A 23,781-nucleotide genomic window follows, 5' to 3' on the forward strand; every position below is an offset into this window, starting at 1 on the left:
TTAAAAACTAAGTTTAGGTTTAATATTTTTAACTTTTTCAATAAATGCTTTCTTAGATTTACCTGTTAAACCTTCATTAATTGGCAAACTAGCAGTTAATGGATTAACTGGTTTGTTATTGATATGTAATTCAAAATGTAAATGAGGTCCTGTCGAACGCCCTGTATTACCTGACAAACCAATTTTATCGCCTTGTTTAACTTGTTGTCCTGGTTTTACTAAAATTTTATCCAGATGCATATAAGCTGTCATATATTGCCTACCATGTCGAATAGCAACATAGTTACCGGCAGAACCGCTATATTTTGCAATAACAACTTCACCATTACCAACCGATAAAACAGGTGTTCCTCGAGATACAGCGAAATCAACACCATTATGTGCTGTAACTATCCCTGTAACTGGATTTACCCGGCGTGGATTAAATCCTGATGATACACGAGCTTGTTTAGCCAAAGGATAACGGAAAAAACTTTGAGACAAACTACTTGCATTAATATCATAGTATTTACCATCATCAGCCAAAATAGCGTAATAATCTTTAGTTCCATTTTTAATCCGAACACCAAGAAGCTTGCTATTAGATAATCTTTTACCATGCATTTCACGTGACAAATATACAGCAAATTTATCTCCGACTTTTAAACGACGAAAATCCAATCGCCATTGCAAGGCGCGAGTAATAATGCCTATTTCATTGCTTGTCAAACCCGCTTTACGTGCATCAGCAACAAAACTCGTTTTAAGATCACCTGTAATGACAACATCTTCGGATGTACCTTCTATAGTTTCAGAACTTTCTATAAATTTATTACCTGACTTTTCAAAAATACGAACGTTATTGCTTGATATTGTCCAATTGAAAGTTAATAAATTATGGTTGTCATCAGTTGTCCAACTTACTTGCTGGCCAATTCTTAAATTGGCCAGCTGTTTAAATTTACTTGTTAACTGTAAAATGTCATTTTTATTAACATTATAACGAAATAAAATATCGTGTAATGTATCTCCTCGTGCAATGGTATATTGTACAGTATTATTTTTTTCTTCAGAGATATCATCTAATTCATCTTTAGCAATAGCATCTTCTGGAACATCGGATGATTCGGTAATATTTTCCGATTTTGATTTATCACCAACCATATCTATTCGACCATCACCAATAACAACTGATGATGTTGACGTATCTGTCACTGTGGTTTGCGCTTGTGAATTTAACGGAACATATACTGTACGATCTAGATTTAAAGGACGCCACAATATAGTTACTAAAATCACAACAACAAGGACGCCTAATATTGAAAAATAAGGAATCTTCAACTTATTTTTTTCATTATCAGGGGATTTAATCTGCTGTACCAAAATTAACCTTAACTATCTATTATCTAAATTATTTTTTATCTAAACAATCCAACAGTTCTTGTGTCAATGCAAATAAAAAGTGTGAATATGAATCTTTTGTTATAGGGATACCTGTCCCTAATGGATTTAACTCACCAATTCGAACATCCGTACCATTCACTATCTTTTTAATTATTGCAGGGCTAAACTGTGGCTCTCTAAAAACACAGACCGCTTGATGTTCAGCTAATTCTTTTTGAATTGCATAAACTGTTTGAACGCCAGGCTGTACTGCTGGATTTATGGTAAAACTTCCTAGATTCTTTAATCCGAAATGCGATTCAAAATAACCATAAGCATCATGAAACACAAAATAGCCTCTATTTTGGACGTTAATTAGTTTTTTTGCAATATTTTGTTCCGTTTCTGATAAATTTGTAATGAACTCGTCTAGATTTGCATCAAGTATTACTGCTTTATTGGGGTATAAGTCGATCAGTTTAGCATGAATTGATTTAGCAATAATTTTAGCAATTTTAGGGGAAAGCCAAATATGTTCATCATATTCACCATGATGGTGATCACTATCAATGTGCATATCATTACCATGATGTTTATCTTCTTGATGGCTTGTACGAAGTAAAGTTTCAATTTCAGCGATATCCATTAATTCTATTTGTTTCTGTTGATCGATATTTTTTAAGACAGTTGGCATAAAAGTTTCCATATTCTCGCCAACCCAAATTATTAAGTCTGCATTCTTGATTTTAATTAAATCAGAAGGTTTTAATGAATAAGTGTGTGGTGAAGCGCCATCAGGTAATAATATATCGGTATCTATTACACCTGATGATATTGCTTCGGTAATAAATCCAATAGGCCTTACTGAAGAAATTATTGTTGCATTAGCATTAACTATTAGCGCCCAAATAGATAAAAAAACTAATAAAAAAAAACGGATAGACTTTATAGTAGTGTTAGTTAAAGTTGTCACATTATCATCCAATATTTATAAAATATGATGGAATAAACCAGAATAATTGTTATAATATAACATAACACATTGACCAGCAAGGACTAATAATATCATGACGCAATTAATGTCACTTGATAATATTTCTGTTGAAATAAATAACCAGAAAATATTATATGATATTTCATTAACGGTTAATTTAAATCAAATTATTACAGTTTTAGGGCCAAACGGTGCTGGTAAATCAACGCTTGTCAAAGTTATCTTAGGTTTAATTAAACCAACTACAGGTAGCATTAAACGTACAAGTGATTTAACTATCGGCTATGTTCCTCAATCCATAAATTTAAATCCAACTTTACCGATTACTGTAAAACGTTTTATGCGGTTAAATAAACAATTAAGTCAAATAGATATTCATAAAACATTATCATTAGTTAAGGCTGAATATTTGATAGATCGATCCATGCATCAACTATCAGGTGGTGAACTGCAGCGAGTTCTTTTAGCACAAGCATTAGCCAAACGCCCAAAGTTACTCATTCTTGATGAACCAACACAAGGCGTTGATGTTAATGGACAGGTACTGTTATATGATTTAATTATTGATGCAAAACACGAGTTTAACTGTGGTGTATTAATGGTTTCACATGATCTACATCTAGTCATGGCAAAAACTGATGAGGTAATTTGTTTAAACCACCATATTTGTTGTTCAGGAACACCAGCAAGTGTTTCAAATGATCCTGAGTTTATTTCGCTTTTCGGACAACATGGCGCATCACAAATTGCTTTATATAAACATCATCACAATCATGACCATGATTTTTGCCAGCATCAACATAATCAAAAAATTATATTACCTGACCAACGAGGAAAAAAATAATGATCGAGTTACTGTTACCCTCTTTACTGGCAGGATTAAGTTTAACCTGTTTGACAGGACCTTTAGGTACATTTGTTGTTTGGCGAAGAATGTCCTATTTTGGTGATACATTATCTCACGCCGCATTATTAGGGGTAGCTTTTGGTTTTCTTTTAAATATCAATCTATTTTATGCCATTATTTTAGTAACATTGATATTAGCTATTGGATTATTATGGTTAGAATCTCAAAAGCAACTTCCTGTTGATACTTTACTGGGTATTTTAGCTCATAGCGCTCTTTCATTAGGTTTAGTTGTAATAAGTTTAATGAATAATATACGCATTGATTTAATGGGCTATCTATTTGGTGATCTTTTATCTATAACGATGTTTGATGTTTACCAAATAATCATCTGTGTAGTAATAATTGGACTATTGCTTGTGTGGCGGTGGAATCATTTTTTATTTATTACGGTTAGTGAAGAATTAGCATTTAGTCATGGAATTAATGTACCAATAACAAAATTTATTCTAACCATACTACTAGCATTAACGATAGGTATTGCTATGAAATTTGTTGGCGCTTTAATAATTACAGCACTGTTAATCATCCCAGCAGCTACTGCAAAATACTATGCTAAAAATCCTGAATCAATGGCAATTATTGCGATATTAATTGGCATGTGCTCAATCATTGGTGGAATACTATTTTCATTAGTTTATGATACTCCTACAGGTCCTTCTGTTGTATTAAGCAATACTTGCTTATTTTTTATATCACTATTTATTTCTAAATTATTTTTAAGTAAGAAAAATTAAAATGTTTGCAAAAATATAAAATTTATTGCGAGAAGCTACGTATTTTTCTATCTATTATTTATAACAATTTTTAATTAATAATAAGCTAACAAGAATTTCCATGTTATTGATGATAATATTATGTCTCTCGCTATTATTTTTACTAGAGCCTCTATTGGTATACAAGCACCTCAAATTAACGTTGAAGTACATATTAGTAATGGTTTACCGGGCTTCGTGCTTGTTGGTTTACCAGAAGCAACAGTAAAAGAATCTAAAGACCGTGTTAGAAGTGCTATAATCAATAGTGGTTTTACATTTCCTTCAAAGAAAATAACCGTTAATTTATCCCCTGCCGATCTACCCAAAGAAGGGAGTCGTTTTGATTTACCTATAGCTATTGCTATTCTTGCTGCAACAGAACAGATACCAATGGATCAACTTGCTAAATATGAATTTTTAGGTGAATTAGCCCTTTCCGGTGAAATTAAGGCTGTGAAAGGGGCGATTCCTGCAGCTATATCATCGAAAAAAAATAATCGTACTTTAATTATTTCAGCTGAAAATCAATCTGAAATATCGTTAATACATCAAAATCATACATTAATTACACATAATTTACTGGAATTGTGTCAATATTTATATAATGAAATTAACTTACATGCAGTCGAATATAGACAGTATCAAGAAGAAAATGATCAACTCGCTAGTCTACAAGATATAATTGGTCAGGAACATGCTAAAAGAGCGTTAGAAATTGCTGCAGCCGGTGGACATAATCTATTATTAATAGGACCACCAGGAACAGGTAAAACCATGTTAGCAACACGATTAACATCATTATTACCACAATTATCAGATGATGAGGCTCTTGAAAGTGCTGCTATTGCAAGTCTTGTTAACTCAAATGGTTCAATACAGAATTGGCGAACAAGACCATTTAGATCACCACATCACAGTGCATCGATTGCGGCGCTAGTAGGAGGTGGCTCAATTCCCAGACCTGGCGAAATTTCATTAGCACATAATGGAGTTTTATTTTTAGATGAATTACCTGAGTTTAACCGTAAAGTTTTAGATGCCTTAAGAGAACCTATTGAGTCAGGAGAAATCGTTATATCAAGAGCTAATGCAAAAATAAAATTTCCAGCTAGGTTTCAACTCATAGCTGCAATGAATCCAAGTCCCACAGGTCATTATCAAGGCACTCATAACAGAACAACACCACAGCAAATAATACGTTATTTAAATAGGCTATCTGGGCCATTTTTAGATCGGTTTGATATTTCTATTGAAGTACCATTACTACCAAGGGGTACATTAAGCCAAAAGGATACTGCAGCAGAAACAACAGAAAAAGTAAAGAAAAGAGTGATTGATACAAGAAAGATTCAAATGCTAAGAAATAACAAATTAAATAGTCAATTATCACCAAAAGAGATTCAAACACATTGCCTACTAAGTGATGAAGACAATAATTATTTGGAGCAGGCTTTAATCAAGTTAGGTCTCTCTGCTAGAGCGTGGCATCGGATATTAAAAGTATCACGTACTATTGCTGACTTAGACTGTTCAAAAAACATAGAACGAAAACACATTTCAGAAGCTCTGAGTTATCGTTCTATGGATAGATTATTAATTCAGCTGCATAAAAATATTGGCTAAAACATTAATCATCACTATCAACAAAATCATCACTTACATCAACTTGAGGTTTTCCTCCTGATAATGTATGAAAACGTTTTGGTTTATTAATTTTAGAAAGGTATTTTATCCACGCTTTTTCATAATCAGTAGATGGCTCTTTTTTCCCTTTACAAACCGCAACAAAAGATTTTTCTTCTGGAGTAGCTGGCTTTTTAACTTCTGTATCAAGATCTCTAAAAGCACAACCATATTTTTCTAAGATCTGAGCTTCTTTAATAGTAAAATCACCATGACGAGAAAAACCTCTTGGATAATTCTTATTATCAAAAAAACGTTGTTGACTTACAAAACTCTCAGCCATGTTATATCCTCTAGATTATAAATATTGTTGGGCGGGAATTATAATTGACAAAGTAAATCTGTAAACAAAATTTTTTTATTTATGTAAAGAAATTTGAATAAGTGATTAAATTTAGAGCAAAACATCTTTATTTATGGCAGGGGCGGAGAGTCTCGAACTCCCAACACCCGGTTTTGGAGACCGGTGCTCTACCAATTGAACTACGCCCCTAGAAAAGGTGGCGGAACGGACGGGGCTCGAACCCGCGACCCCCTGCGTGACAGGCAGGTATTCTAACCAACTGAACTACCGCTCCACCGTATTTGGTATGTATATATAAAATTTAAAAGTCTGGCGGCACCCTACTCTCACATGGGTAATACCCACACTACCATCGGCACTACGGCGTTTCACTTCTGAGTTCGGCATGGGGTCAGGTGGGACCACCGCGCTATTACCGCCAGACATATTCTGTCTTCTCTTATCTCTATTGCTGTGCATTATCTCATATCCACAACAATCCCTCAATCCGGAACAAACTGTTTGATTATCTCATAATCTATCTCTACCTTCGCGTATCCAAAACAACTCCGAGTTGTAAGGTTAAGACTCTCGGTTCATTAGTATCAGTTAGCTCAATGTATCACTACACTTACACACCTGACCTATCTACGTCTTAGTCTCAAACGGACCTTACTGATTCTCATCAGGGAAAACTCATCTCGAGGCTAGTTTCGTACTTAGATGCTTTCAGCACTTATCTATTCCGCACGTAGCTACCGGGCAATGCAATTGGCATCACAACCCGAACACCAGCGGTGCGTTCACTTCGGTCCTCTCGTACTAGAAGCAAACCCTCTCAATTTTCCTACGCCCATGGCAGATAGGGACCGAACTGTCTCACGACGTTCTAAACCCAGCTCGCGTACCACTTTAAACGGCGAACAGCCGTACCCTTGGGACCTACTTCAGCCCCAGGATGTGATGAGCCGACATCGAGGTGCCAAACACCGCCGTCGATATGAACTCTTGGGCGGTATCAGCCTGTTATCCCCGGAGTACCTTTTATCCGTTGAGCGATGGCCCTTCCATTCAGAACCACCGGATCACTATGACCTACTTTCGTACCTGCTCGAGCCGTCACTCTCGCAGTCAAGCTAGCTTTTGCCATTGCACTAACCTCCTGATGTCCGACCAGGATTAGCTAACCTTCGTGCTCCTCCGTTACTCTTTGGGAGGAGACCGCCCCAGTCAAACTACCCACCAGACAGTGTCCCTTACCTCGATTCAGAAGTATAGGTTAGAACATCAAACATTAAAGGGTGGTATTTCAAGGTCGACTCCATGCATACTGGCGTACACACTTCTTAGTCTCCCACCTATCCTACACATTAAGGCTCAATGTTCACTGTCAAGCTATAGTAAAGGTTCACGGGGTCTTTCCGTCTTGCCACGGGTACACCGCATCTTCACGGCAATTTCAATTTCACTGAGTCTCGGGTGGAGACAGCCTGGCCATCATTACGCCATTCGTGCAGGTCGGAACTTACCCGACAAGGAATTTCGCTACCTTAGGACCGTTATAGTTACGGCCGCCGTTTACTGGGGCTTCGATCAAGAGCTTCTGCTTACGCATAACCCCATCAATTAACCTTCCAGCACCGGGCAGGCGTCACACCGTATACGTCCACTTTCGTGTTTGCACAGTGCTGTGTTTTTATTAAACAGTTGCAGCCAGCTGGTATCTTCGACTGATTTCACCTCCATCCGCATGGGACTTCAATTACCATCAGCGTGCCTTCTCCCGAAGTTACGGCACCATTTTGCCTAGTTCCTTCACCCGAGTTCTCTCAAGCGCCTTAGTATTCTCTACCTGACCACCTGTGTCGGTTTCGGGTACGATTGACTATAACCTGAAGCTTAGAAGATTTTCCTGGAAGCAGGGCATCAATTACTTCAGCACCTTAGTGCCTCGTCATCACGCCTCAGAGTATCAGTGACCGGATTTGCCTAATCACACCCCTACACGCTTAACCCACCATCCAATAGGTGGTAAACCTAGCCTTCTTCGTCCCCCCATCGCAGTTATAGCCAGTACGGGAATATTAACCCGTTTCCCATCAGATACGCCCTTCGGCCTCTCCTTAGGGGTCGACTCACCCTGCCCCGATTAACGTTGGACAGGAACCCTTGGTCTTCCGGCGAGCGGGCTTTTCACCCGCTTTATCGTTACTTATGTCAGCATTCGCACTTCTGATACCTCCAGCATACCTCACAATACACCTTCTACGGCTTACAGAACGCTCCCCTACCCAACGTATCTAAATACGCTGCCGCAGCTTCGGTGCATAGTTTTAGCCCCGTTACATCTTCCGCGCAGGCCGACTCGACTAGTGAGCTATTACGCTTTCTTTAAATGATGGCTGCTTCTAAGCCAACATCCTAGCTGTCTAAGCCTTCCCACTTCGTTTCCCACTTAACTATGACTTTGGGACCTTAGCTGGCGGTCTGGGTTGTTTCCCTCTTCACGACGAACGTTAGCACCCGCCGTGTGTCTCCCATGATTAAACTTGTCAGTATTCGGAGTTTGCATCGGGTTGGTAAGCCGGGATGGCCCCCTAGCCGAAACAGTGCTCTACCCCCAACAGTTACTCATGAGGCGCTACCTAAATAGCTTTCGGGGAGAACCAGCTATCTCCCGGTTTGATTGGCCTTTCACCCCCAGCCACAGGTCATCCGCTAATTTTTCAACATTAGTCGGTTCGGTCCTCCAGTTAGTGTTAACCAACCTTCAACCTGCCCATGGCTAGATCACCGGGTTTCGGGTCTATACCCTGCAACTTAACGCACAGTTAATACTCGGTTTCCCTTCGGCTCCCCTATTCGGTTAACCTTGCTACAGAATATAAGTCGCTGACCCATTATACAAAAGGTACGCAGTCACTATTACCTAATGGTAAAGCTCCCACTGATTGTACGTACACGGTTTCAGGGTCTATTTCACTCCCCTCCCGGGGTTCTTTTCGCCTTTCCCTCACGGTACTGGTTCACTATCGGTCAATCAGGAGTATTTAGCCTTGGAGGATGGTCCCCCCATCTTCAGACAGGATATCACGTGTCCCGCCCTACTCTATAAGCTTCCACACAATGCATCTTCGTGTACGGGACTTTCACCCTCTATCGTGCGACTTTCCAGACGCTTCCACTAATACATTATGCTACCCGCTTGGGCTCCTCCCCTTTCGCTCGCCGCTACTTAGGGAATCTCGGTTGATTTCTTTTCCTCGGGGTACTTAGATGTTTCAGTTCTCCCGGTTCGCCTCATCTGACTATGGATTCATCAGATGATAGTGTAGTCACCTACACTGGGTTTCCCCATTCGGACATCAACGGCTATAGCGCCTTTTATCGGCTCACCGTCGCTTTTCGCAGATTAACACGTCCTTCATCGCCTCTGATTGCCTAGGCATCCACCGTGTACGCTTAATTTCTTAACCTTACAACTCACAGTTGTCTTGGTTTAAATTACGCTTTTTTTCTCTTTCTTATCTCAATCCAATATATTTTCATATATCAGCTTGCCATAAAAACGAGAACTCGTTTCTTTCAGCTTGTTCCTAATTGTTAAAGAGCTTTATCTTTCTATTCATTCGAATATCAAATAAATACAAACATAATTTTTTTATAGATAAAAGAGATTTCTTTAATGGTGGAGCTAAGCGGGATCGAACCGCTGGCCTCCTGCGTGCAAGGCAGGCGCTCTCCCAGCTGAGCTATAGCCCCATTGTCTCACTTCATCAACCAATCAAGCTAACCATCAGCTTAAGCAGTCGAATTGGTGGGTCTGAGTGGACTTGAACCACCGACCTCACCCTTATCAGGGGTGCGCTCTAACCACCTGAGCTACAGACCCAATAAAGTGACTCTTTCTAAACAAACAATCTGTGTGAACACTTACGAGCACTTCGTAAGGAGGTGATCCAACCGCAGGTTCCCCTACGGTTACCTTGTTACGACTTCACCCCAGTCATGGACCACACCGTGGTAAACGCCCCCCTTGCGGTTAAGCTATCTACTTCTGGTGCAACCCACTCCCATGGTGTGACGGGCGGTGTGTACAAGGCCCGGGAACGTATTCACCGTGACATTCTGATTCACGATTACTAGCGATTCCGACTTCATGGAGTCGAGTTGCAGACTCCAATCCGGACTTAGACGTACTTTATGAGGTCCGCTTGCTCTCGCGAGGTCGCCTCCCTTTGTATACGCCATTGTAGCACGTGTGTAGCCCTGGTCGTAAGGGCCATGATGACTTGACGTCGTCCCCACCTTCCTCCGCTTTATCAACGGCAGTCTCCTTTGAGTTCCCGACCGAATCGCTGGCAACAAAGGATAAGGGTTGCGCTCGTTGCGGGACTTAACCCAACATTTCACAACACGAGCTGACGACAGCCATGCAGCACCTGTCTCACAGTTCCCGAAGGCACTCTCGCATCTCTGCAAGATTCTGTGGATGTCAAGACCAGGTAAGGTTCTTCGCGTTGCATCGAATTAAACCACATGCTCCACCGCTTGTGCGGGCCCCCGTCAATTCATTTGAGTTTTAACCTTGCGGCCGTACTCCCCAGGCGGTCGATTTATCGCGTTAGCTTCGGAGCCCATCACTCAGGGCAACAAACTCCAAATCGACATCGTTTACAGCGTGGACTACCAGGGTATCTAATCCTGTTTGCTCCCCACGCTTTCGCATCTCAGCGTCAGTATCTGTCCAGAAGGCCGCCTTCGCCACCGGTATTCCTCCACATCTCTACGCATTTCACCGCTACACGTGGAATTCTACCTTCCTCTACAATACTCTAGTTAACCAGTTTTAAGTGCAATTCCTAGGTTGAGCCCAGGGCTTTCACACCTAACTTAATTATCCGCCTACATGCCCTTTACGCCCAGTCATTCCGATTAACGCTCGCACCCTCCGTATTACCGCGGCTGCTGGCACGGAGTTAGCCGGTGCTTCTTCTGTAATTAACGTCAATTGATGCACCTATTAGATACACCACCTTCCTCATTACCGAAAGTACTTTACAACCCGAAGGCCTTCTTCATACACGCGGCATGGCTGCATCAGGGTTTCCCCCATTGTGCAATATTCCCCACTGCTGCCTCCCGTAGGAGTCTGGACCGTGTCTCAGTTCCAGTGTGGCTGGTCATCCTCTCAGACCAGCTAGAGATCGTCGCCTTGGTAAGCCTTTACCCTACCAACTAGCTAATCCCATATGGGTTCATCAAATGGCGCATGGCCCGAAGGTCCCATGCTTTGGTCTCTCAACTTTATGCGGTATTAGCAGTCGTTTCCAACTGTTGTCCCCCTCCATTCGGCAGATCCCCATACCTTACTCACCCGTCCGCCACTCGTCATCAAGTGCAAGCACTCATGTTACCGTTCGACTTGCATGTGTTAAGCCTGCCGCCAGCGTTCAATCTGAGCCATGATCAAACTCTTCAATTTAAAGTTTGATGCTCAATAACTGTCTCTGACATTATTCAAATGAATCTTCAGTGTCACTTATCAAGACTTAATTTTTTTAGTCCGTAGACTTTTAATTTTTCGTCTCGCAAGTGCCCACACAGATTGTCTGTTTCTTCTTTTTAAAGAGCTGACAGCTTTTTAATTTACTTCACAATTTCTTGTTTCAGTTTGCTGTCTCAAGGGCTGCGTATACTACGCTACACCTTTTCATTCGTCAAGATCTTTTTTTAAAATTTTTGACCTTGCTCACTAACACGACCTTTGTCTGCTTGTCGCTGACGCCGTGTCAGTGGATGCGCATTATAGGCACTTCTTTTTTTTTGGCAAGTGAAAAATTGCAATCACGATTCCGTTTGTTTTTTATTTGTTCAATACTCATATTGGTATATTTATAATATTTCCCCAGCAATTATTATAAACATAATAAAAAACAAAACTTTGCTATAAGTCACATTTTTCAACATCCAAAAAATAAAAAAACTATTTTTTCTCTTTCAATAGCAATTTTATTTTAACGATTACCGCCAATTAAATATTTTGCTTTATCTTTAAATACCCATTTTATCAGATTAGCTATAATGATACTTATCGTTAATGTAGATATTAAAAAGCTAATTGCACCAAGTGAAGCTAATTGTCCGTCATCAGTTCTAATTACATCTGCTATTGGTGAATTAAATACTTGTTGTTCCAAAAGTAACACGATAATTTCATGAATAAAGTAAATTGGAAAACTTATATTGGCCATATATGAAAAAAACTTATATGTTCTTCCATGTTCATTCTTATGGTTTAAACCATCTAAAAAATAAAGCGCTAAAATAAATAAAATAATTTTTTGTAATGTATCATAATAAAGTTTTTCAACACCTAAATAGTCAACATAACGATAAGCAAATGGAATACAAAAACATAAACCAAAAAAGAAAATTACTAGCAATAGATTATCTTTAATTAATTGCATAATTTTTTCATAATTCTGTTTTATCATCATACCCGTTAAATAAACCGGTCCATAATGCAACAAATTTAATAACGGCTGGGTATAATCAGGTTTAGTGAACATAACTACCCAAAACATTGATATCAGACCAATAACAATCAAACTTTTTTGAGACCAGGAATATAGTAAAGGACTGATTGCAAAAATCATGATAATCATCGGCATAAACCACAATGGTAACAGTTGCGTGCCAGTCAACATCATCTTGACAATAGAACCAAGCGCACTCGGTTCAGTAGATGAAAAAAAAGGTAAGCTAGATAAAGACTGATAGTGAAAGTATAAAAAACAGAATATTGATACTGATATATATGGACATACAACTGTTTTGAATTTAGATAAATAATATTCCTTTACCTTATATTTGTATGTTAAATGTTGAAATAAAAAACCCGCAATTAAAACAAAAAAAGTGGTGAAGTTAAAAGCAAATAAATTCAAAAAAGAAAATAAATAACTATTAGCGATTAAATTACTATTTTTAAAAACACCTAAGCAATGGCTAAAGACGATCATAATGATAGCTACGCCACGTAATACATGGATAGAGTGGATTTTTTGAGGTTTGACTGTTGCCATTTTAACACACTAAATTTAACGAAGAAAATTTAGCATACATTAGCATAAAATCTGCTAATAAAAACTAGGATTATTATAGAAAAACAATAAAATATTTCTTGACAAAAGCTGGAGAGAATTACAAAAGATCTATATATAAAACTGATTTTAATTAATTATTTAATTTATTTTTAGCAAACGAACATAAAGGTATAATTTCACGCTTTTCTTGCTGTAATTTTTTAACGACAAGTTCAAGTAACTTGTCTGCAATACCATGCCCTCGATAAGCAGGATCAGTATATGTATGATTAATCGTTGCCTTATCATCACCAATTCGAGTAAATGTCATTTCAGCTATTTCTTGATTATTATCATTACAAACATAAAAACGGTCATCTTCTTGCTTATATTGTAATGTCATAAAAACCTCAAATTTTTATCGAAATTAATGAACCATGACTAGAAAATTATAGAAATTTATTAATAAAAAATCTTTATAAGATCAATAGGGTGGATAATTGATATATCTATTTAAAACCTTAATCTTATCAATTATCCACATCTTATTTGATTATTAATAGAGCAATTTTTAGAATAAACGTTTTGCAGTATTATAAAGATCCATATCAAATGGTCTTTTCATATTATTAATCGCATCGATAATATCATGATGCACTAATTTACCATTTTGGATGCCTACACAACGTCCAGCATGACCATTAATAAGTAATTCAACAGCATAAGCCCCCATGCGCGAACCTAAAATTCGGTCATAAGGTACTGGTGAACCACCACGTTGTACATGTCCCAAAATCGTTGCTCGAGTTTCATGATGAACAGCAGCTTCAATATCCTTTGCCAATTGGTTTACATCACACATATTTTCAGTCACAGTAACTATCGCATGTTTTTTACCTTTAGCAAAACCTAATTTTATCTCTTCAATTAAGTCTTCTTTAGTATAAGAAACCTCAGGGATAATCATAAACTCACAACCACCAGCAACTGCCGCATTTAGTGTCAAATCTCCGCAATCACGGCCCATGATTTCAATCACAGAAATTCTATGATGTGAAGAACAAGTATCTCTTAATCTATCGATAGATTCTACAGCGGTGCCTAAAGCAGTAAAATAACCAATAGTATAGTCAGTTCCACGAATATCGTTATCAATGGTGCCAGGTAAACCAATACATGGAAAACCTTCTTCAGTTAAACGCATGGCCCCCATATAAGAACCATCACCGCCAATTACAACTAATGCATCGATTTGATGTTTCTTTAAATTAGCGATCGCTTTTTTTCTAACTTCTTGGTCTTTAAATTCAGGAAATCTAGCTGATCCTAAGAATGTACCGCCACGAGTGATAATATCGGAAACGCTAGAACGATCTAACTGAACGATTCGATCTTCACACAGACCTAAATAACCATCATAAATGCCAAAAACATCTAATCCTTCAGTTAATGCGGTTCTCACAACACCTCGAATAGCTGCATTCATCCCTGGCGCATCACCACCACTGGTTAAAATACCTATTTTTTTTATCATACAAAATAACTCCAATATATAAACCTTCGGCTATTATAAGGTCATAATAATTAACTAACAATAAAAGTTTAGAGGCTATTTTGATTAGTTTATCTACTTATTCATTTCTAAGGGGACAACAGAAACAGGATCTTGATGAATAATCACTGTTGCAGGCGCAAATTCTTGAGCAATATGTTTTTCAACTGCATCAGCGACAGCATGCGCTTTGATTAAAGGCATATCATCGTCTAATTCAAGATGCAATTGTATAAATTTTAATGGCCCAGCTTGTCGAGTTTTCAGATCATGAAAACCATGTACATTTGAGTATGAAGTAACAATTTCACTAATTTTTTGGTTATCACTTTCTGGTAAGGCTTTATCTAATAAGTCTTGAATTGCACTATAAGCTATTTGATAAGCATTATAAAAAATATATAGCGCAATAAAAAAGGCAAAACAGGCATCAGCATAAGTAATACCATACCAACTTAAAAAGAGAGCCACAATAACCGCAATATTCATAAACATATCAGAAGAATAGTGCAACATATCAGCTTCAATTGCTTTGCTTTTAGTCTGTTTTATTACATGTTTTTGGTATAAAACTAATACCCCTGTCACAATAACTGAAATCACAGAGACAGCAATACCTAATAAAGGTGAAGCTATTGCTTCTGGATGAATAATAGATTTAATACTTGAAAGTAATAAAATAGTTGCAGAACCAATAATAAAGGTGCTTTGTGCTAATGCAGCCAACGATTCGGCTTTTCCGTGACCAAAAGTATGATCATCATCAGCCGGTTTTAATGCATAACGAACTAAGAAAAAGTTAAGTCCAGATGCCAATAAATCAATACTCGAATCTAAAAGAGAGGCAAATAAACTCATCGAGCCAGTAAACCAGCACGTAAGTAATTTTATAATAATTAGGAAAACAGAAATTAAAACGGCACTTAATGTAGCCCTTTTAATTAACTTTTCGTACAAATGTGATTTTGACATTTGTTACCTATTTATTGGTAGGATGCGATTCCTTGTGGTAGAACTAGCTGTGCAGCAACTTGAGCTGCAGCCTTTTTATCTAATAGAATTTCAATAATTTTCAATGCAAAATCAATAGACGTTGCAGGACCTTGACTGGTAATGACTCTATTTTGTGCATCAAAATAAACTCTATCCGATTTCCAATGTTTAAAAGCATCTCTCGTTTCTGGATAACCGGTCATATATGCATCTGGAAATAAATTATGATGTTGCAGAACCATTGCCGGAGATGCACAAATAGCAGCAATTATATTGCCAGCTTGATGTGCTTGTTTTAATTTTTCAATTAATTGTTGGGAGTCGCGAAAGTTTTCCGCTCCTTTTAATCCACCAGGTAAAATAATCACATCAAAATCAAGATTATTAACTTCTGAAAATACCTTTTGGGCTAAGATAGTTACTCCACGAGAACATTCAATTTGTCTATCTTCGGTGATGCTAGCGTAAGTGACATTTATTCCGGCTCGAGTTAATAGGTCAATAGTTGTGACTGCTTCGGTTTCCTCACAGCCATTTGATAAAAATACTAATGCTTGCTTTGTCATGTTACACTCCTTTTTATCTAATAGCTGTGTTTAAACAGCGTCAAAAATTAAAACTATTTTACTCGTTCGATATTAGCGCCCAATTTTCTAAGCTTCTCTTCAATATTATCATATCCACGATCAATATGGTAAATACGATCAACAACGGTCGAACCTTCAGCGATACATCCAGCTAAAACTAAACTTGCTGAAGCTCGCAAATCAGTCGCCATAACTTGAGTACCACTAAGTTTTTCAACACCATGAGTAATTAACGTATTACCTTCGATTTCACCATGTGCCCCCATACGAATAAGCTCTGGCACATGCATAAAGCGATTTTCAAAAATCGTTTCTTTGATAATTCCAGTTCCTTCTGCCACCATATTTAATAATGAAAACTGGGCTTGCATATCCGTTGGGAACCCCGGATGTGGTGCAGTATGAATATTTACAGCTTTTGCTCGTTTGCCTTGCATATCTAAACAAATCCAATCTTCACCTGTTTCAATATTAGCACCAGCCTCCTTCAATTTTGATAGCACAGCATCTAATAAATTTGGATCAGTTTTACGACAAGTTATTTTACCTCTTGAAATAGCAGCTGCAACCAAAAATGTTCCTGTTTCAATACGATCAGAAACAACCTCGTGTACGCCACCACCAAGACTAGTAACACCTTCAATTTCAATACGCATAGTACCAACACCGGTAATTTTAGCGCCCAGCATATTTAAGAATTTTGCGGTATCAACAATTTCAGGCTCACAAGCTGCATTTTCTATTATAGTTTTACCTTCAGCTAAGGTTGCTGCACACATAATTGTTACTGTCGCCCCAACACTCACCTTATCCATAACAATGTGAGCACCTTTTAAACGACCATTAACTGTTGCTTTAACATATCCTTCATCTAAAGTGATTGTCGCACCTAACTGTTGTAAACCAGTAATATGCAAATCTACAGGTCTTGCACCTATAGCACATCCACCCGGTAATGAAACTTGCCCTTGTCCAAATCGAGCAACCAGTGGACCTAAAGCCCAAATTGATGCACGCATGGTTTTGACAAGTTCATAAGGTGCACAATAATTGTCAATTTCGCCAGCATCAAGATGAATAGAACCGTTACGTTGGTATTTCACGCCTAATTGCGCAAGCAATTCGAGTGTTGTATCGATATCTTTTAATTTGGGAACATTTTGCAACTCAACTGGCTTTTCAGCCAAAATTGCAGCAAATAAAATAGGTAGCGCAGCATTTTTAGCGCCAGAAATGACAACTTCCCCATTTAAAGAAGTAGGGCCAGTAACGTGAAACTTTTCCATTGTTAACTCTTATTCATTTTAAATGGCCGTTATTATAGAAGTTATTTATCAATAGATAAATGAATTTTACCAAAATATAATCACTAATTTATCTTTACTAAAGCAACTCAACACGATTTCAATTATTTGATATATCTCTTTTATTTATCCTAAATTTTATTTAATAAATTAGATTAAAATTATTGTTAATCGGAGATTGACTCACTTCACATCGGCATTTATAGTGAGATTGATATTTTTGAAAAGATCAATTAATTAAAAAATAAAATAATCTTAACTGCTTTATTTAATAAAAAGAGATAAATATGTTTGACTCAATCGCTAAAGCTGGAAAATATTTAGGTCAAGCCGCCAAACTAATGGTTGGAATTCCCGATTACGATACGTATGTACAACATATGAAACTAACTCATCCAGAACAAACTCCTATGACTTATGAAGAGTTTTTTAAAGAACGACAAGATGCTCGTTATAGCGGCAAAGGTGGCTTTAAGTGTTGTTAAATAGAAAGGAATAGTTTATGACACAAGATATTAGTACTTCCTTATTACCAGTCACCTTATTAACTGGATTTCTCGGTTCAGGAAAAACAACACTCATCAATTACCTGCTTGAAAATAATCACAATGAAAAAATAATGATTATTGAAAATGAATTTGGTCCAGTAAATCTTGATAGCAACTTACTTACACCGAATCAGGATATTCAAATTGTTGAAATGACCAATGGTTGCATTTGTTGCACTGTACAAGGTGAACTGACCAAAGCTCTCCATCAATTGCACGCAGAAAGACAAGCTGGAAAATTGCAATTTGATAGACTTATTATCGAAACCACAGGGCTTGCCGACCCGGCACCTATTATTCAAACTTTTTTTATTGATGAGCTAATTAGAGAAACAATTAGACTTGATGCAATTATTACGATTGTTGATTCTCAACATATTTTGCAACATTTAAATGAACATCGAGTTGCTGTTTCTCAAATTGGTTTTGCCGATCGTATTATTTTATCTAAAACCGACTGCATCACCGAACAACAACAAATTGAAATTCTAAATCGCATTCAGAAAATTAATAGTAAAGCAACTATCTATCAAGCGATTAATGGTAAAATTGCAAAATCACAATGGTTAGATATCCATGCTTTTGATTTAGATGAGGAATTAGTTCTTAATAAAGGTTTTTTTATTGTTAATCCGTCCAAACAGTTAGAAACTAATTTTAAAATAATTCCATATCAAACCTCATCCTGGAATGATGATATCTGTTCCTATCTTTTTGAAGCTGGAGAACTTGATCTTAAAAAGATTGGCTCATTTATGGAAAATCTAGTTGATAAATACGGTAATGATATGCTGCGCTATAAAGGGATACTTGCAATTAAAGACAATAACCAAAGGCTCATTGTTCAAGGAGTCCATAAAATTGTCGGTTTTGATTACGGTTCTCCATGGCAACAAGCTTCCGAAAAAATATCTCGCTTAGTTGTGATTAGTCGAACTTTACCATTTGATGAATTAAATAAGGAATTTTTACAGACGGTAGCAAATTAACTGATCACAATTAATTAAAATCGACTAAAAAACCCCTTTCCTCAAAATTTTTTAGTAAAATCGACTAAATCTTCGATTTTACTATTAACCGCCTTTTTATCGAATATGGTAAAATGGTCAGCTTTCAACCAAATAAAACAGATAACACAAGAATATGGATTACGATATTGCCATCATTGGACTTGGACCTGCCGGTAGCACGCTCGCTCGGTTACTTAGCCCATCTTTTAAGATCATTGCATTAGATAAAAAACATCAAGCTGGTGATGAAGGTTTTCAAAAACCATGTGGTGGCTTATTGGCTAATGATGCACAAAAAGCGTTTGTAAGACAAAAGCTAAATTTACCATTGGATATATTAACTGATCCGCAAATTTTCAGCGTAAAAACCATCGATCTGCAAACGAAACTTATCCGTAATTATCAACGCAGTTATGTCAGTTTTGATCGACATAAATTCGACCTATGGTTAAAGTCGCTTATACCAAATAGTGTCAATGTGTTACATGATACGCTATGCAAAGAAATCAGAAGAGTCATTGATGGATATCAAGTCACTTATATTGATGAAAATAAAATTGAACATAAGATTACCGCTAGATATGTAGTTGGAGCTGATGGCGCAAATTCAGTTGTTCGACGTATGCGCTATCCTAATCATTCTATTAGACAATATGTTGCTATCCAACAATGGTTTACAGACAACCATAAAATTCCTTTTTATTCTTGTATTTTTGATAATAAAACCACAAATTGTTATGCGTGGAGCATTTCCAAAAATAAACATTTCATTTTTGGTGGAGCCTTCCCTAAAAAGACAGCCAATCAACATTTCGAGTTATTAAAAGAAAAATTAGCTCAACAAGGTTTTATTTTTGGCGAACCTTTAAAAACCGAAAAGTGTCTTGTTGTTTACCCAAATAGATTCCGAGATTTTTATACTGGTAATGAAAATATATTTTTAATTGGTGAAGCAGCTGGTTTTATTAGTGCTAGCTCGCTAGAAGGTATCAGTTATGCACTTGATAGCGCTGAAATTCTTAGCAAAATATTAAATAGTGGCGTAGCAAAACCTAATAAACATTATTATCAAAAAACAATGCCTTTACGCTTTAAACTATATAGCAAAATTATTAAAGCAAAAATTCTTACTACGCCAATATGGCGAAAGTTAATAATGAAAAGTAAAATTCAGCATATAAAAACAATTTAGTTAATACAAAATTAGCAAATGTTTCTAACAATGAAATATAACAAGGAATAGACATTATGTTTGATGTTAGCGATCTTATTCGCTTTAATCACGAATGGTCAGAAAAAATAGAACAAGAAGATCCTGATTTTTTTAAACAGCTTGCCGTTGCTCAGAACCCAAAATTTTTATGGATTGGCTGTTCTGATAGTCGAGTGCCCGCTGAAAAATTGATTAAATTAAAACCCGGAGAATTATTTGTTCACCGTAATGTTGGTAATTTGGTTATCCATACCGATCTTAACTGTTTATCTGTCGTGCAATATGCCGTTGATGTACTTGAGATAGAAGATATTATCATTTGTGGACACTTAGGTTGTGGTGGAATTAAAGCTGCAGTCGAAAACCCCGATCTAGGTCTAATTAACAATTGGTTACTACATATTCGCGACTTATGGTTCCGTTATAGTTCTTTAATCGGTGAGTTTCCTGCCGATATTCGTTTAGATATTTTATGTGAGCTTAATGTTATTGAACAAGTTTATAATCTAGGACATTCAACCGTTATTCAATCCGCATGGCAAAGAGGCAAAAAAGTTAATTTACATGGTTGGGTTTATGGGATTGATAATGGCAAGATTACTGACTTACATATTACATCATCAAGTAGTGAAAACCTTGAAATCAATTATCGAGAAGCAATTTCTTATCTGTTAAATTTGCATAAATCACAATAATTTTACTTAAATCGATGGATAATTTGATTACTGCTGCCTCGCCATAATAGTTTGGGATCAGCCAGTTCTTGCACAAATTTTCCATCAATCAAAACATCTATATAGGGAACTACAGCTTGTTGAGCATCGGTTAATTCATCAAGCTTATAGCCTGTCCATAACCAAATATCTTTATTATCACACTCATTTTTTACTCGTTTGACCAGTTTTAAAATGGCAGGGACATTTTGTGGGTGCAAAGGATCACCACCAGAAAGCGATAATCCTTGGCGTTTTATTTCAGTATCTTGTAAATCTTTAATAATTTGATCTTCAAGTGATTGTGTAAATGGCTTACCAGAGTTTATTCCCCATGTGCTTTTGTTATAACAGCCAGGACATTGATGTATACAGCCTGCAACAAAAAGTGCACAACGAGTCCCTTCACCATTAACCACATCAACAGGATAATAACGATGATAATTCATAATGATAAAATAATTTATTAGCCTATTTGCCCATTATCTAAATGTTTAACTCGGCGTTTGACTTCTTCTTGTTTACCTGCATTAAATGGACGAGCATCGGGACTGCCTAAATATCCACAAACACGACGAGTAACAGAAACTTTAGCTGAATCATGATTACCACAGCTAGGACAAACAAAACCTTTGCTAGTACATGAAAATTCACCGGTATAACCACATTCATAACATTCGTCAATTGGCGTATTGGTACCATAATAAGGTACACGCGTATAGCTGTAGTCCCAAACATCTTCTAATGCTTTAACATTATTAATCATGTTAGGATATTCGCCATAACAAATAAAACCACCGCTTGCTACTGCTGGATAAGGTTTTTCAAATTCGATTTTTTCATATGGATTTACTTTTTTCTCAACATCAAGGTGGAAACTGTTAGTATAGTAACCTTTATCTGTTACTCCAGGAATAATACCAAATTCAGAAGTATCTAAACGACAGAATCGATCGCATAAGTTTTCACTCGGTGTACTATATAAACTAAATCCATAACCAGTCTCTTTTTTCCATTGCTCAACCGCTTTAGCTAAATGTTCAACGATTGCTACACCTTTATTACGTAAGGTTTCACTATCGAATGGATGAGTTTGGTTACCATAAAGTGCATTTAAAGTTTCATGCAGACCAATATAACCTAAAGAAATTGATGCACGGCTATTTTTAAAGATTTCAGAAACATTGTCATCTTCTTTTAAGCGAACACCACAAGCACCTTCCATATATAAAATAGGAGCAACACGAGCTTTGACACCATCGAGACGAGCAATACGAGTCATCAATGCCTTTTTACAAAGTGTTAAACGTTTGTCTAAAATTTCCCAGAAACGAGTTTCATCACCTTTAGCTTCAATGGCAATACGAGGTAAGTTAAGGCTAATGACACCTAAATTATTCCGTCCATCATGAATTTGTTGACCATCTTCTTCATAAACACCTAAAAAGCTACGACATCCCATTGGCGTTTTAAATGATCCAGTTACTTCAACAACTTTATCGTAGTTTAAAATATCTGGATACATACGTTTACTTGCACACTCTAACGCTAACTGTTTAATATCATAATTAGCATCACCTTGTTTGTGATTAATACCATCTTTAATGGCAAACACTAATTTAGGGAATACCGCAGTTTTATGATTTTTACCTAACCCTTTTATACGCACTTTTAAAATTGATTCTTGAATTAACCGTGATTCCCAACTTGTTCCTAAACCAAACCCAAATGTAACAAATGGAGTTTGTCCATTAGCAGTATGTAAAGTATTTACTTCATATTCTAGAGATTGAAATGCATCATAACACTCTTTTTGGGTACGACTTTCTGCATAAGCCTCTGGATTTGGGATATTCCATTCTTCAGCAACTTGCTTATGTTTTTGATAACTAATAGTGACAAATTTTGCTAAAATTTCATCAATACGATTAATGGTGGTGCCACCATAAATATGACTAGCAACTTGCGCAATAATTTGAGCTGTTACTGCTGTTGCTGTTGCAATAGATTTTGGCGGTTCAATTTCAGCATTACCCATTTTAAAACCATTAGTTAACATGCCATCTAAATCAATTAGCATACAGTTAAACATTGGGAAAAATGGGGCATAATCAAGGTCATGATAATGTATTTCACCACAATCATGCGCGCGCGAAATATCCTTTGGTAATAAATATTGTTTCGCATAATGTCGAGCAACAATACCTGCTAATAAATCACGTTGAGTGGGAATAACTTTACTATCTTTATTCGCATTTTCATTCAAAATAGCGACATTACTTTGTTCTATTAGCCCACGAATATCTTGATTTAAACGGCTACGCTCTTCACGAGCACGATCACGATCATGTCGATATTCAATATAGGTTCTCGCTAATTTTTTATAAGGGCCTGACATTAGTTGATTTTCAACAACATTTTGAATTTCATTAATATCCACACTTTCACGATCCATCATTTGATTAGTCACTACGCGAGCCACCGCTGCACAATAATCTGGATCATTAACATTAGCCGCAACAGCTGCTCTTATAATAGCATCCTTAATACGAGTCTCATTAAATGCAGTCTGACAACCATCACGTTTGATTACTACGGGCATATATACTCCTCAATATTCATTAATAGTTAGCGCTTAGCATGAGTTTTTATCGACCTTAATAGTTAATGTACTTATTCAAAACTATTGATTTTTTATTAAAATATGAGGCTTTTGGATATAAACTCGGATTTTCACATCGCTTTAGAAAACACTATATGTAGTAAATATGTTTGAATTATACGCC

The 23,781-nt window shown here is 36.9% G+C and carries 18 protein-coding genes, 4 tRNA genes and 3 rRNA genes; 7 read left to right on the top strand and 18 right to left on the bottom strand.

Annotated elements, in window-relative coordinates; genetic code table 11:
- Window positions 1–1,362, bottom strand: coding sequence for a murein DD-endopeptidase MepM (mepM, locus tag AC5LWZ_RS11770; RefSeq protein WP_294911017.1), 1,362 nt, complete (start codon window positions 1,360–1,362; stop codon window positions 1–3).
- A gap of 28 nt (window positions 1,363–1,390) precedes the next feature.
- Window positions 1,391–2,335: a zinc ABC transporter substrate-binding protein ZnuA gene (gene znuA / locus AC5LWZ_RS11775; RefSeq protein WP_493463767.1), complete on the bottom strand. Its 945-nt coding sequence runs from the start codon at window positions 2,333–2,335 to the stop codon at window positions 1,391–1,393.
- Between the two features lie 94 nt (window positions 2,336–2,429).
- Between znuA and znuC the strand changes: the two genes are divergently transcribed.
- The 3 genes from znuC (at window position 2,430) to AC5LWZ_RS11790 (ending at window position 5,644) form a co-directional block, all read left to right on the top strand.
- Window positions 2,430–3,200 (top strand): zinc ABC transporter ATP-binding protein ZnuC, encoded by a 771-nt coding sequence (znuC, locus tag AC5LWZ_RS11780; RefSeq protein ID WP_110447054.1) that lies wholly within the window; start codon window positions 2,430–2,432, stop codon window positions 3,198–3,200.
- On the top strand, window positions 3,200–4,000 hold the full coding sequence (znuB, locus tag AC5LWZ_RS11785) for a zinc ABC transporter permease subunit ZnuB (protein ID WP_110447053.1): 801 nt from the start codon (window positions 3,200–3,202) through the stop codon (window positions 3,998–4,000). Before znuC ends, znuB begins: the two co-directional genes overlap by 1 nt.
- A 120-nt stretch (window positions 4,001–4,120) precedes the next feature.
- A complete protein-coding gene (locus AC5LWZ_RS11790) occupies window positions 4,121–5,644 on the top strand; it encodes a YifB family Mg chelatase-like AAA ATPase (protein WP_493463768.1) in 1,524 nt (507 codons plus the stop codon).
- 4 nt (window positions 5,645–5,648) lie between these two features.
- On the opposite strand, the gene AC5LWZ_RS11795 is transcribed toward AC5LWZ_RS11790, so the two are convergent.
- The 14 genes from AC5LWZ_RS11795 to murA all read right to left on the bottom strand — a co-directional run bounded on the left by AC5LWZ_RS11795 (window position 5,649) and on the right by murA (window position 17,493).
- Window positions 5,649–5,987, bottom strand: a complete 339-nt coding sequence (locus AC5LWZ_RS11795; protein WP_110447051.1) for a MaoP family protein — start codon at window positions 5,985–5,987, stop codon at window positions 5,649–5,651.
- A gap of 134 nt (window positions 5,988–6,121) precedes the next feature.
- Window positions 6,122–6,197, bottom strand: a tRNA-Trp gene (locus tag AC5LWZ_RS11800).
- Between the two features lie 8 nt (window positions 6,198–6,205).
- Window positions 6,206–6,282, bottom strand: a tRNA-Asp gene (locus tag AC5LWZ_RS11805).
- Window positions 6,283–6,315: 33 nt separating this feature from the next.
- Window positions 6,316–6,431: ribosomal RNA gene (rrf, locus tag AC5LWZ_RS11810) — 5S ribosomal RNA — on the bottom strand.
- A 134-nt stretch (window positions 6,432–6,565) separates the two neighbouring features.
- Window positions 6,566–9,463 (bottom strand): 23S ribosomal RNA (locus AC5LWZ_RS11815).
- Between the two features lie 210 nt (window positions 9,464–9,673).
- A tRNA-Ala gene (locus tag AC5LWZ_RS11820) sits at window positions 9,674–9,749 on the bottom strand.
- A gap of 53 nt (window positions 9,750–9,802) precedes the next feature.
- Window positions 9,803–9,879 (bottom strand) — tRNA-Ile (locus AC5LWZ_RS11825).
- 55 nt (window positions 9,880–9,934) lie between these two features.
- Window positions 9,935–11,472: ribosomal RNA gene (locus AC5LWZ_RS11830) — 16S ribosomal RNA — on the bottom strand.
- The 16S, 23S and 5S rRNA genes sit together here with 4 tRNA genes alongside, the layout of an rRNA operon.
- 532 nt (window positions 11,473–12,004) lie before the next feature.
- Window positions 12,005–13,075: an acyltransferase family protein gene (locus AC5LWZ_RS11835; protein WP_493463769.1), complete on the bottom strand. Its 1,071-nt coding sequence runs from the start codon at window positions 13,073–13,075 to the stop codon at window positions 12,005–12,007.
- A gap of 151 nt (window positions 13,076–13,226) precedes the next feature.
- The gene (locus AC5LWZ_RS11840) at window positions 13,227–13,478 is read right to left on the bottom strand and encodes a GNAT family N-acetyltransferase (RefSeq protein WP_110447043.1); all 252 of its coding nucleotides are present in this window, start codon (window positions 13,476–13,478) and stop codon (window positions 13,227–13,229) included.
- 168 nt (window positions 13,479–13,646) lie between these two features.
- Window positions 13,647–14,609, bottom strand: a complete 963-nt coding sequence (pfkA, locus tag AC5LWZ_RS11845) for a 6-phosphofructokinase (protein ID WP_110447042.1) — start codon at window positions 14,607–14,609, stop codon at window positions 13,647–13,649.
- A 93-nt stretch (window positions 14,610–14,702) separates the two neighbouring features.
- A complete protein-coding gene (locus AC5LWZ_RS11850; RefSeq protein WP_086364378.1) occupies window positions 14,703–15,599 on the bottom strand; it encodes a cation diffusion facilitator family transporter in 897 nt (298 codons plus the stop codon).
- An 11-nt stretch (window positions 15,600–15,610) separates the two neighbouring features.
- On the bottom strand, window positions 15,611–16,186 hold the full coding sequence (locus tag AC5LWZ_RS11855) for a DJ-1 family glyoxalase III (protein WP_110447041.1): 576 nt from the start codon (window positions 16,184–16,186) through the stop codon (window positions 15,611–15,613).
- A 53-nt stretch (window positions 16,187–16,239) separates the two neighbouring features.
- Window positions 16,240–17,493 (bottom strand): UDP-N-acetylglucosamine 1-carboxyvinyltransferase, encoded by a 1,254-nt coding sequence (murA, locus tag AC5LWZ_RS11860; protein WP_198247655.1) that lies wholly within the window; start codon window positions 17,491–17,493, stop codon window positions 16,240–16,242.
- A 305-nt stretch (window positions 17,494–17,798) separates the two neighbouring features.
- Between murA and AC5LWZ_RS11865 the strand changes: the two genes are divergently transcribed.
- From AC5LWZ_RS11865 to can, 4 genes are all read left to right on the top strand, one after another.
- A complete protein-coding gene (locus AC5LWZ_RS11865) occupies window positions 17,799–17,996 on the top strand; it encodes a YbdD/YjiX family protein (protein ID WP_034883017.1) in 198 nt (65 codons plus the stop codon).
- Window positions 17,997–18,013: 17 nt separating this feature from the next.
- On the top strand, window positions 18,014–19,048 hold the full coding sequence (locus tag AC5LWZ_RS11870) for a CobW family GTP-binding protein (protein ID WP_294913188.1): 1,035 nt from the start codon (window positions 18,014–18,016) through the stop codon (window positions 19,046–19,048).
- Between the two features lie 154 nt (window positions 19,049–19,202).
- Entirely contained in the window at window positions 19,203–20,261 is a 1,059-nt protein-coding gene (locus AC5LWZ_RS11875; RefSeq protein WP_110447038.1) for an FAD-binding protein, read from the top strand.
- 56 nt (window positions 20,262–20,317) lie between these two features.
- A complete protein-coding gene (gene can, locus AC5LWZ_RS11880) occupies window positions 20,318–20,977 on the top strand; it encodes a carbonate dehydratase (protein ID WP_086321232.1) in 660 nt (219 codons plus the stop codon).
- Window positions 20,978–20,979: 2 nt separating this feature from the next.
- Here the strand turns inward: can and nrdG are convergent, their stop codons facing one another.
- Both nrdG and nrdD read right to left on the bottom strand, forming a co-directional pair.
- Entirely contained in the window at window positions 20,980–21,444 is a 465-nt protein-coding gene (gene nrdG / locus AC5LWZ_RS11885) for an anaerobic ribonucleoside-triphosphate reductase-activating protein (protein WP_086359305.1), read from the bottom strand.
- Between the two features lie 17 nt (window positions 21,445–21,461).
- Window positions 21,462–23,597, bottom strand: a complete 2,136-nt coding sequence (gene nrdD, locus AC5LWZ_RS11890) for an anaerobic ribonucleoside-triphosphate reductase (protein ID WP_493463770.1) — start codon at window positions 23,595–23,597, stop codon at window positions 21,462–21,464.
- Window positions 23,598–23,781 lie beyond the last annotated feature (184 nt).

The sequence above is a fragment of the Gilliamella sp. LMG 34362 genome (genome assembly GCF_984569125.1).

Excerpts from the sequence above, each read along its gene's own strand:
- znuC (WP_110447054.1), top strand. The coding sequence starts at position 2,430 with ATGACGCAATTAATGTCACTTGATAATATTTCTGTTGAAATAAATAAC.
- AC5LWZ_RS11790 (WP_493463768.1), top strand. The coding sequence starts at position 4,121 with ATGTCTCTCGCTATTATTTTTACTAGAGCCTCTATTGGTATACAAGCA.
- nrdG (WP_086359305.1), bottom strand. The coding sequence starts at position 21,444 with ATGAATTATCATCGTTATTATCCTGTTGATGTGGTTAATGGTGAAGGG.
- AC5LWZ_RS11875 (WP_110447038.1), top strand. The coding sequence starts at position 19,203 with ATGGATTACGATATTGCCATCATTGGACTTGGACCTGCCGGTAGCACG.
- pfkA (WP_110447042.1), bottom strand. The coding sequence starts at position 14,609 with ATGATAAAAAAAATAGGTATTTTAACCAGTGGTGGTGATGCGCCAGGG.
- can (WP_086321232.1), top strand. The coding sequence starts at position 20,318 with ATGTTTGATGTTAGCGATCTTATTCGCTTTAATCACGAATGGTCAGAA.
- znuB (WP_110447053.1), top strand. The coding sequence starts at position 3,200 with ATGATCGAGTTACTGTTACCCTCTTTACTGGCAGGATTAAGTTTAACC.
- AC5LWZ_RS11795 (WP_110447051.1), bottom strand. The coding sequence starts at position 5,987 with ATGGCTGAGAGTTTTGTAAGTCAACAACGTTTTTTTGATAATAAGAAT.
- AC5LWZ_RS11870 (WP_294913188.1), top strand. The coding sequence starts at position 18,014 with ATGACACAAGATATTAGTACTTCCTTATTACCAGTCACCTTATTAACT.
- AC5LWZ_RS11835 (WP_493463769.1), bottom strand. The coding sequence starts at position 13,075 with ATGGCAACAGTCAAACCTCAAAAAATCCACTCTATCCATGTATTACGT.
- nrdD (WP_493463770.1), bottom strand. The coding sequence starts at position 23,597 with ATGCCCGTAGTAATCAAACGTGATGGTTGTCAGACTGCATTTAATGAG.
- AC5LWZ_RS11840 (WP_110447043.1), bottom strand. The coding sequence starts at position 13,478 with ATGACATTACAATATAAGCAAGAAGATGACCGTTTTTATGTTTGTAAT.
- AC5LWZ_RS11855 (WP_110447041.1), bottom strand. The coding sequence starts at position 16,186 with ATGACAAAGCAAGCATTAGTATTTTTATCAAATGGCTGTGAGGAAACC.
- AC5LWZ_RS11850 (WP_086364378.1), bottom strand. The coding sequence starts at position 15,599 with ATGTCAAAATCACATTTGTACGAAAAGTTAATTAAAAGGGCTACATTA.
- murA (WP_198247655.1), bottom strand. The coding sequence starts at position 17,493 with ATGGAAAAGTTTCACGTTACTGGCCCTACTTCTTTAAATGGGGAAGTT.
- AC5LWZ_RS11865 (WP_034883017.1), top strand. The coding sequence starts at position 17,799 with ATGTTTGACTCAATCGCTAAAGCTGGAAAATATTTAGGTCAAGCCGCC.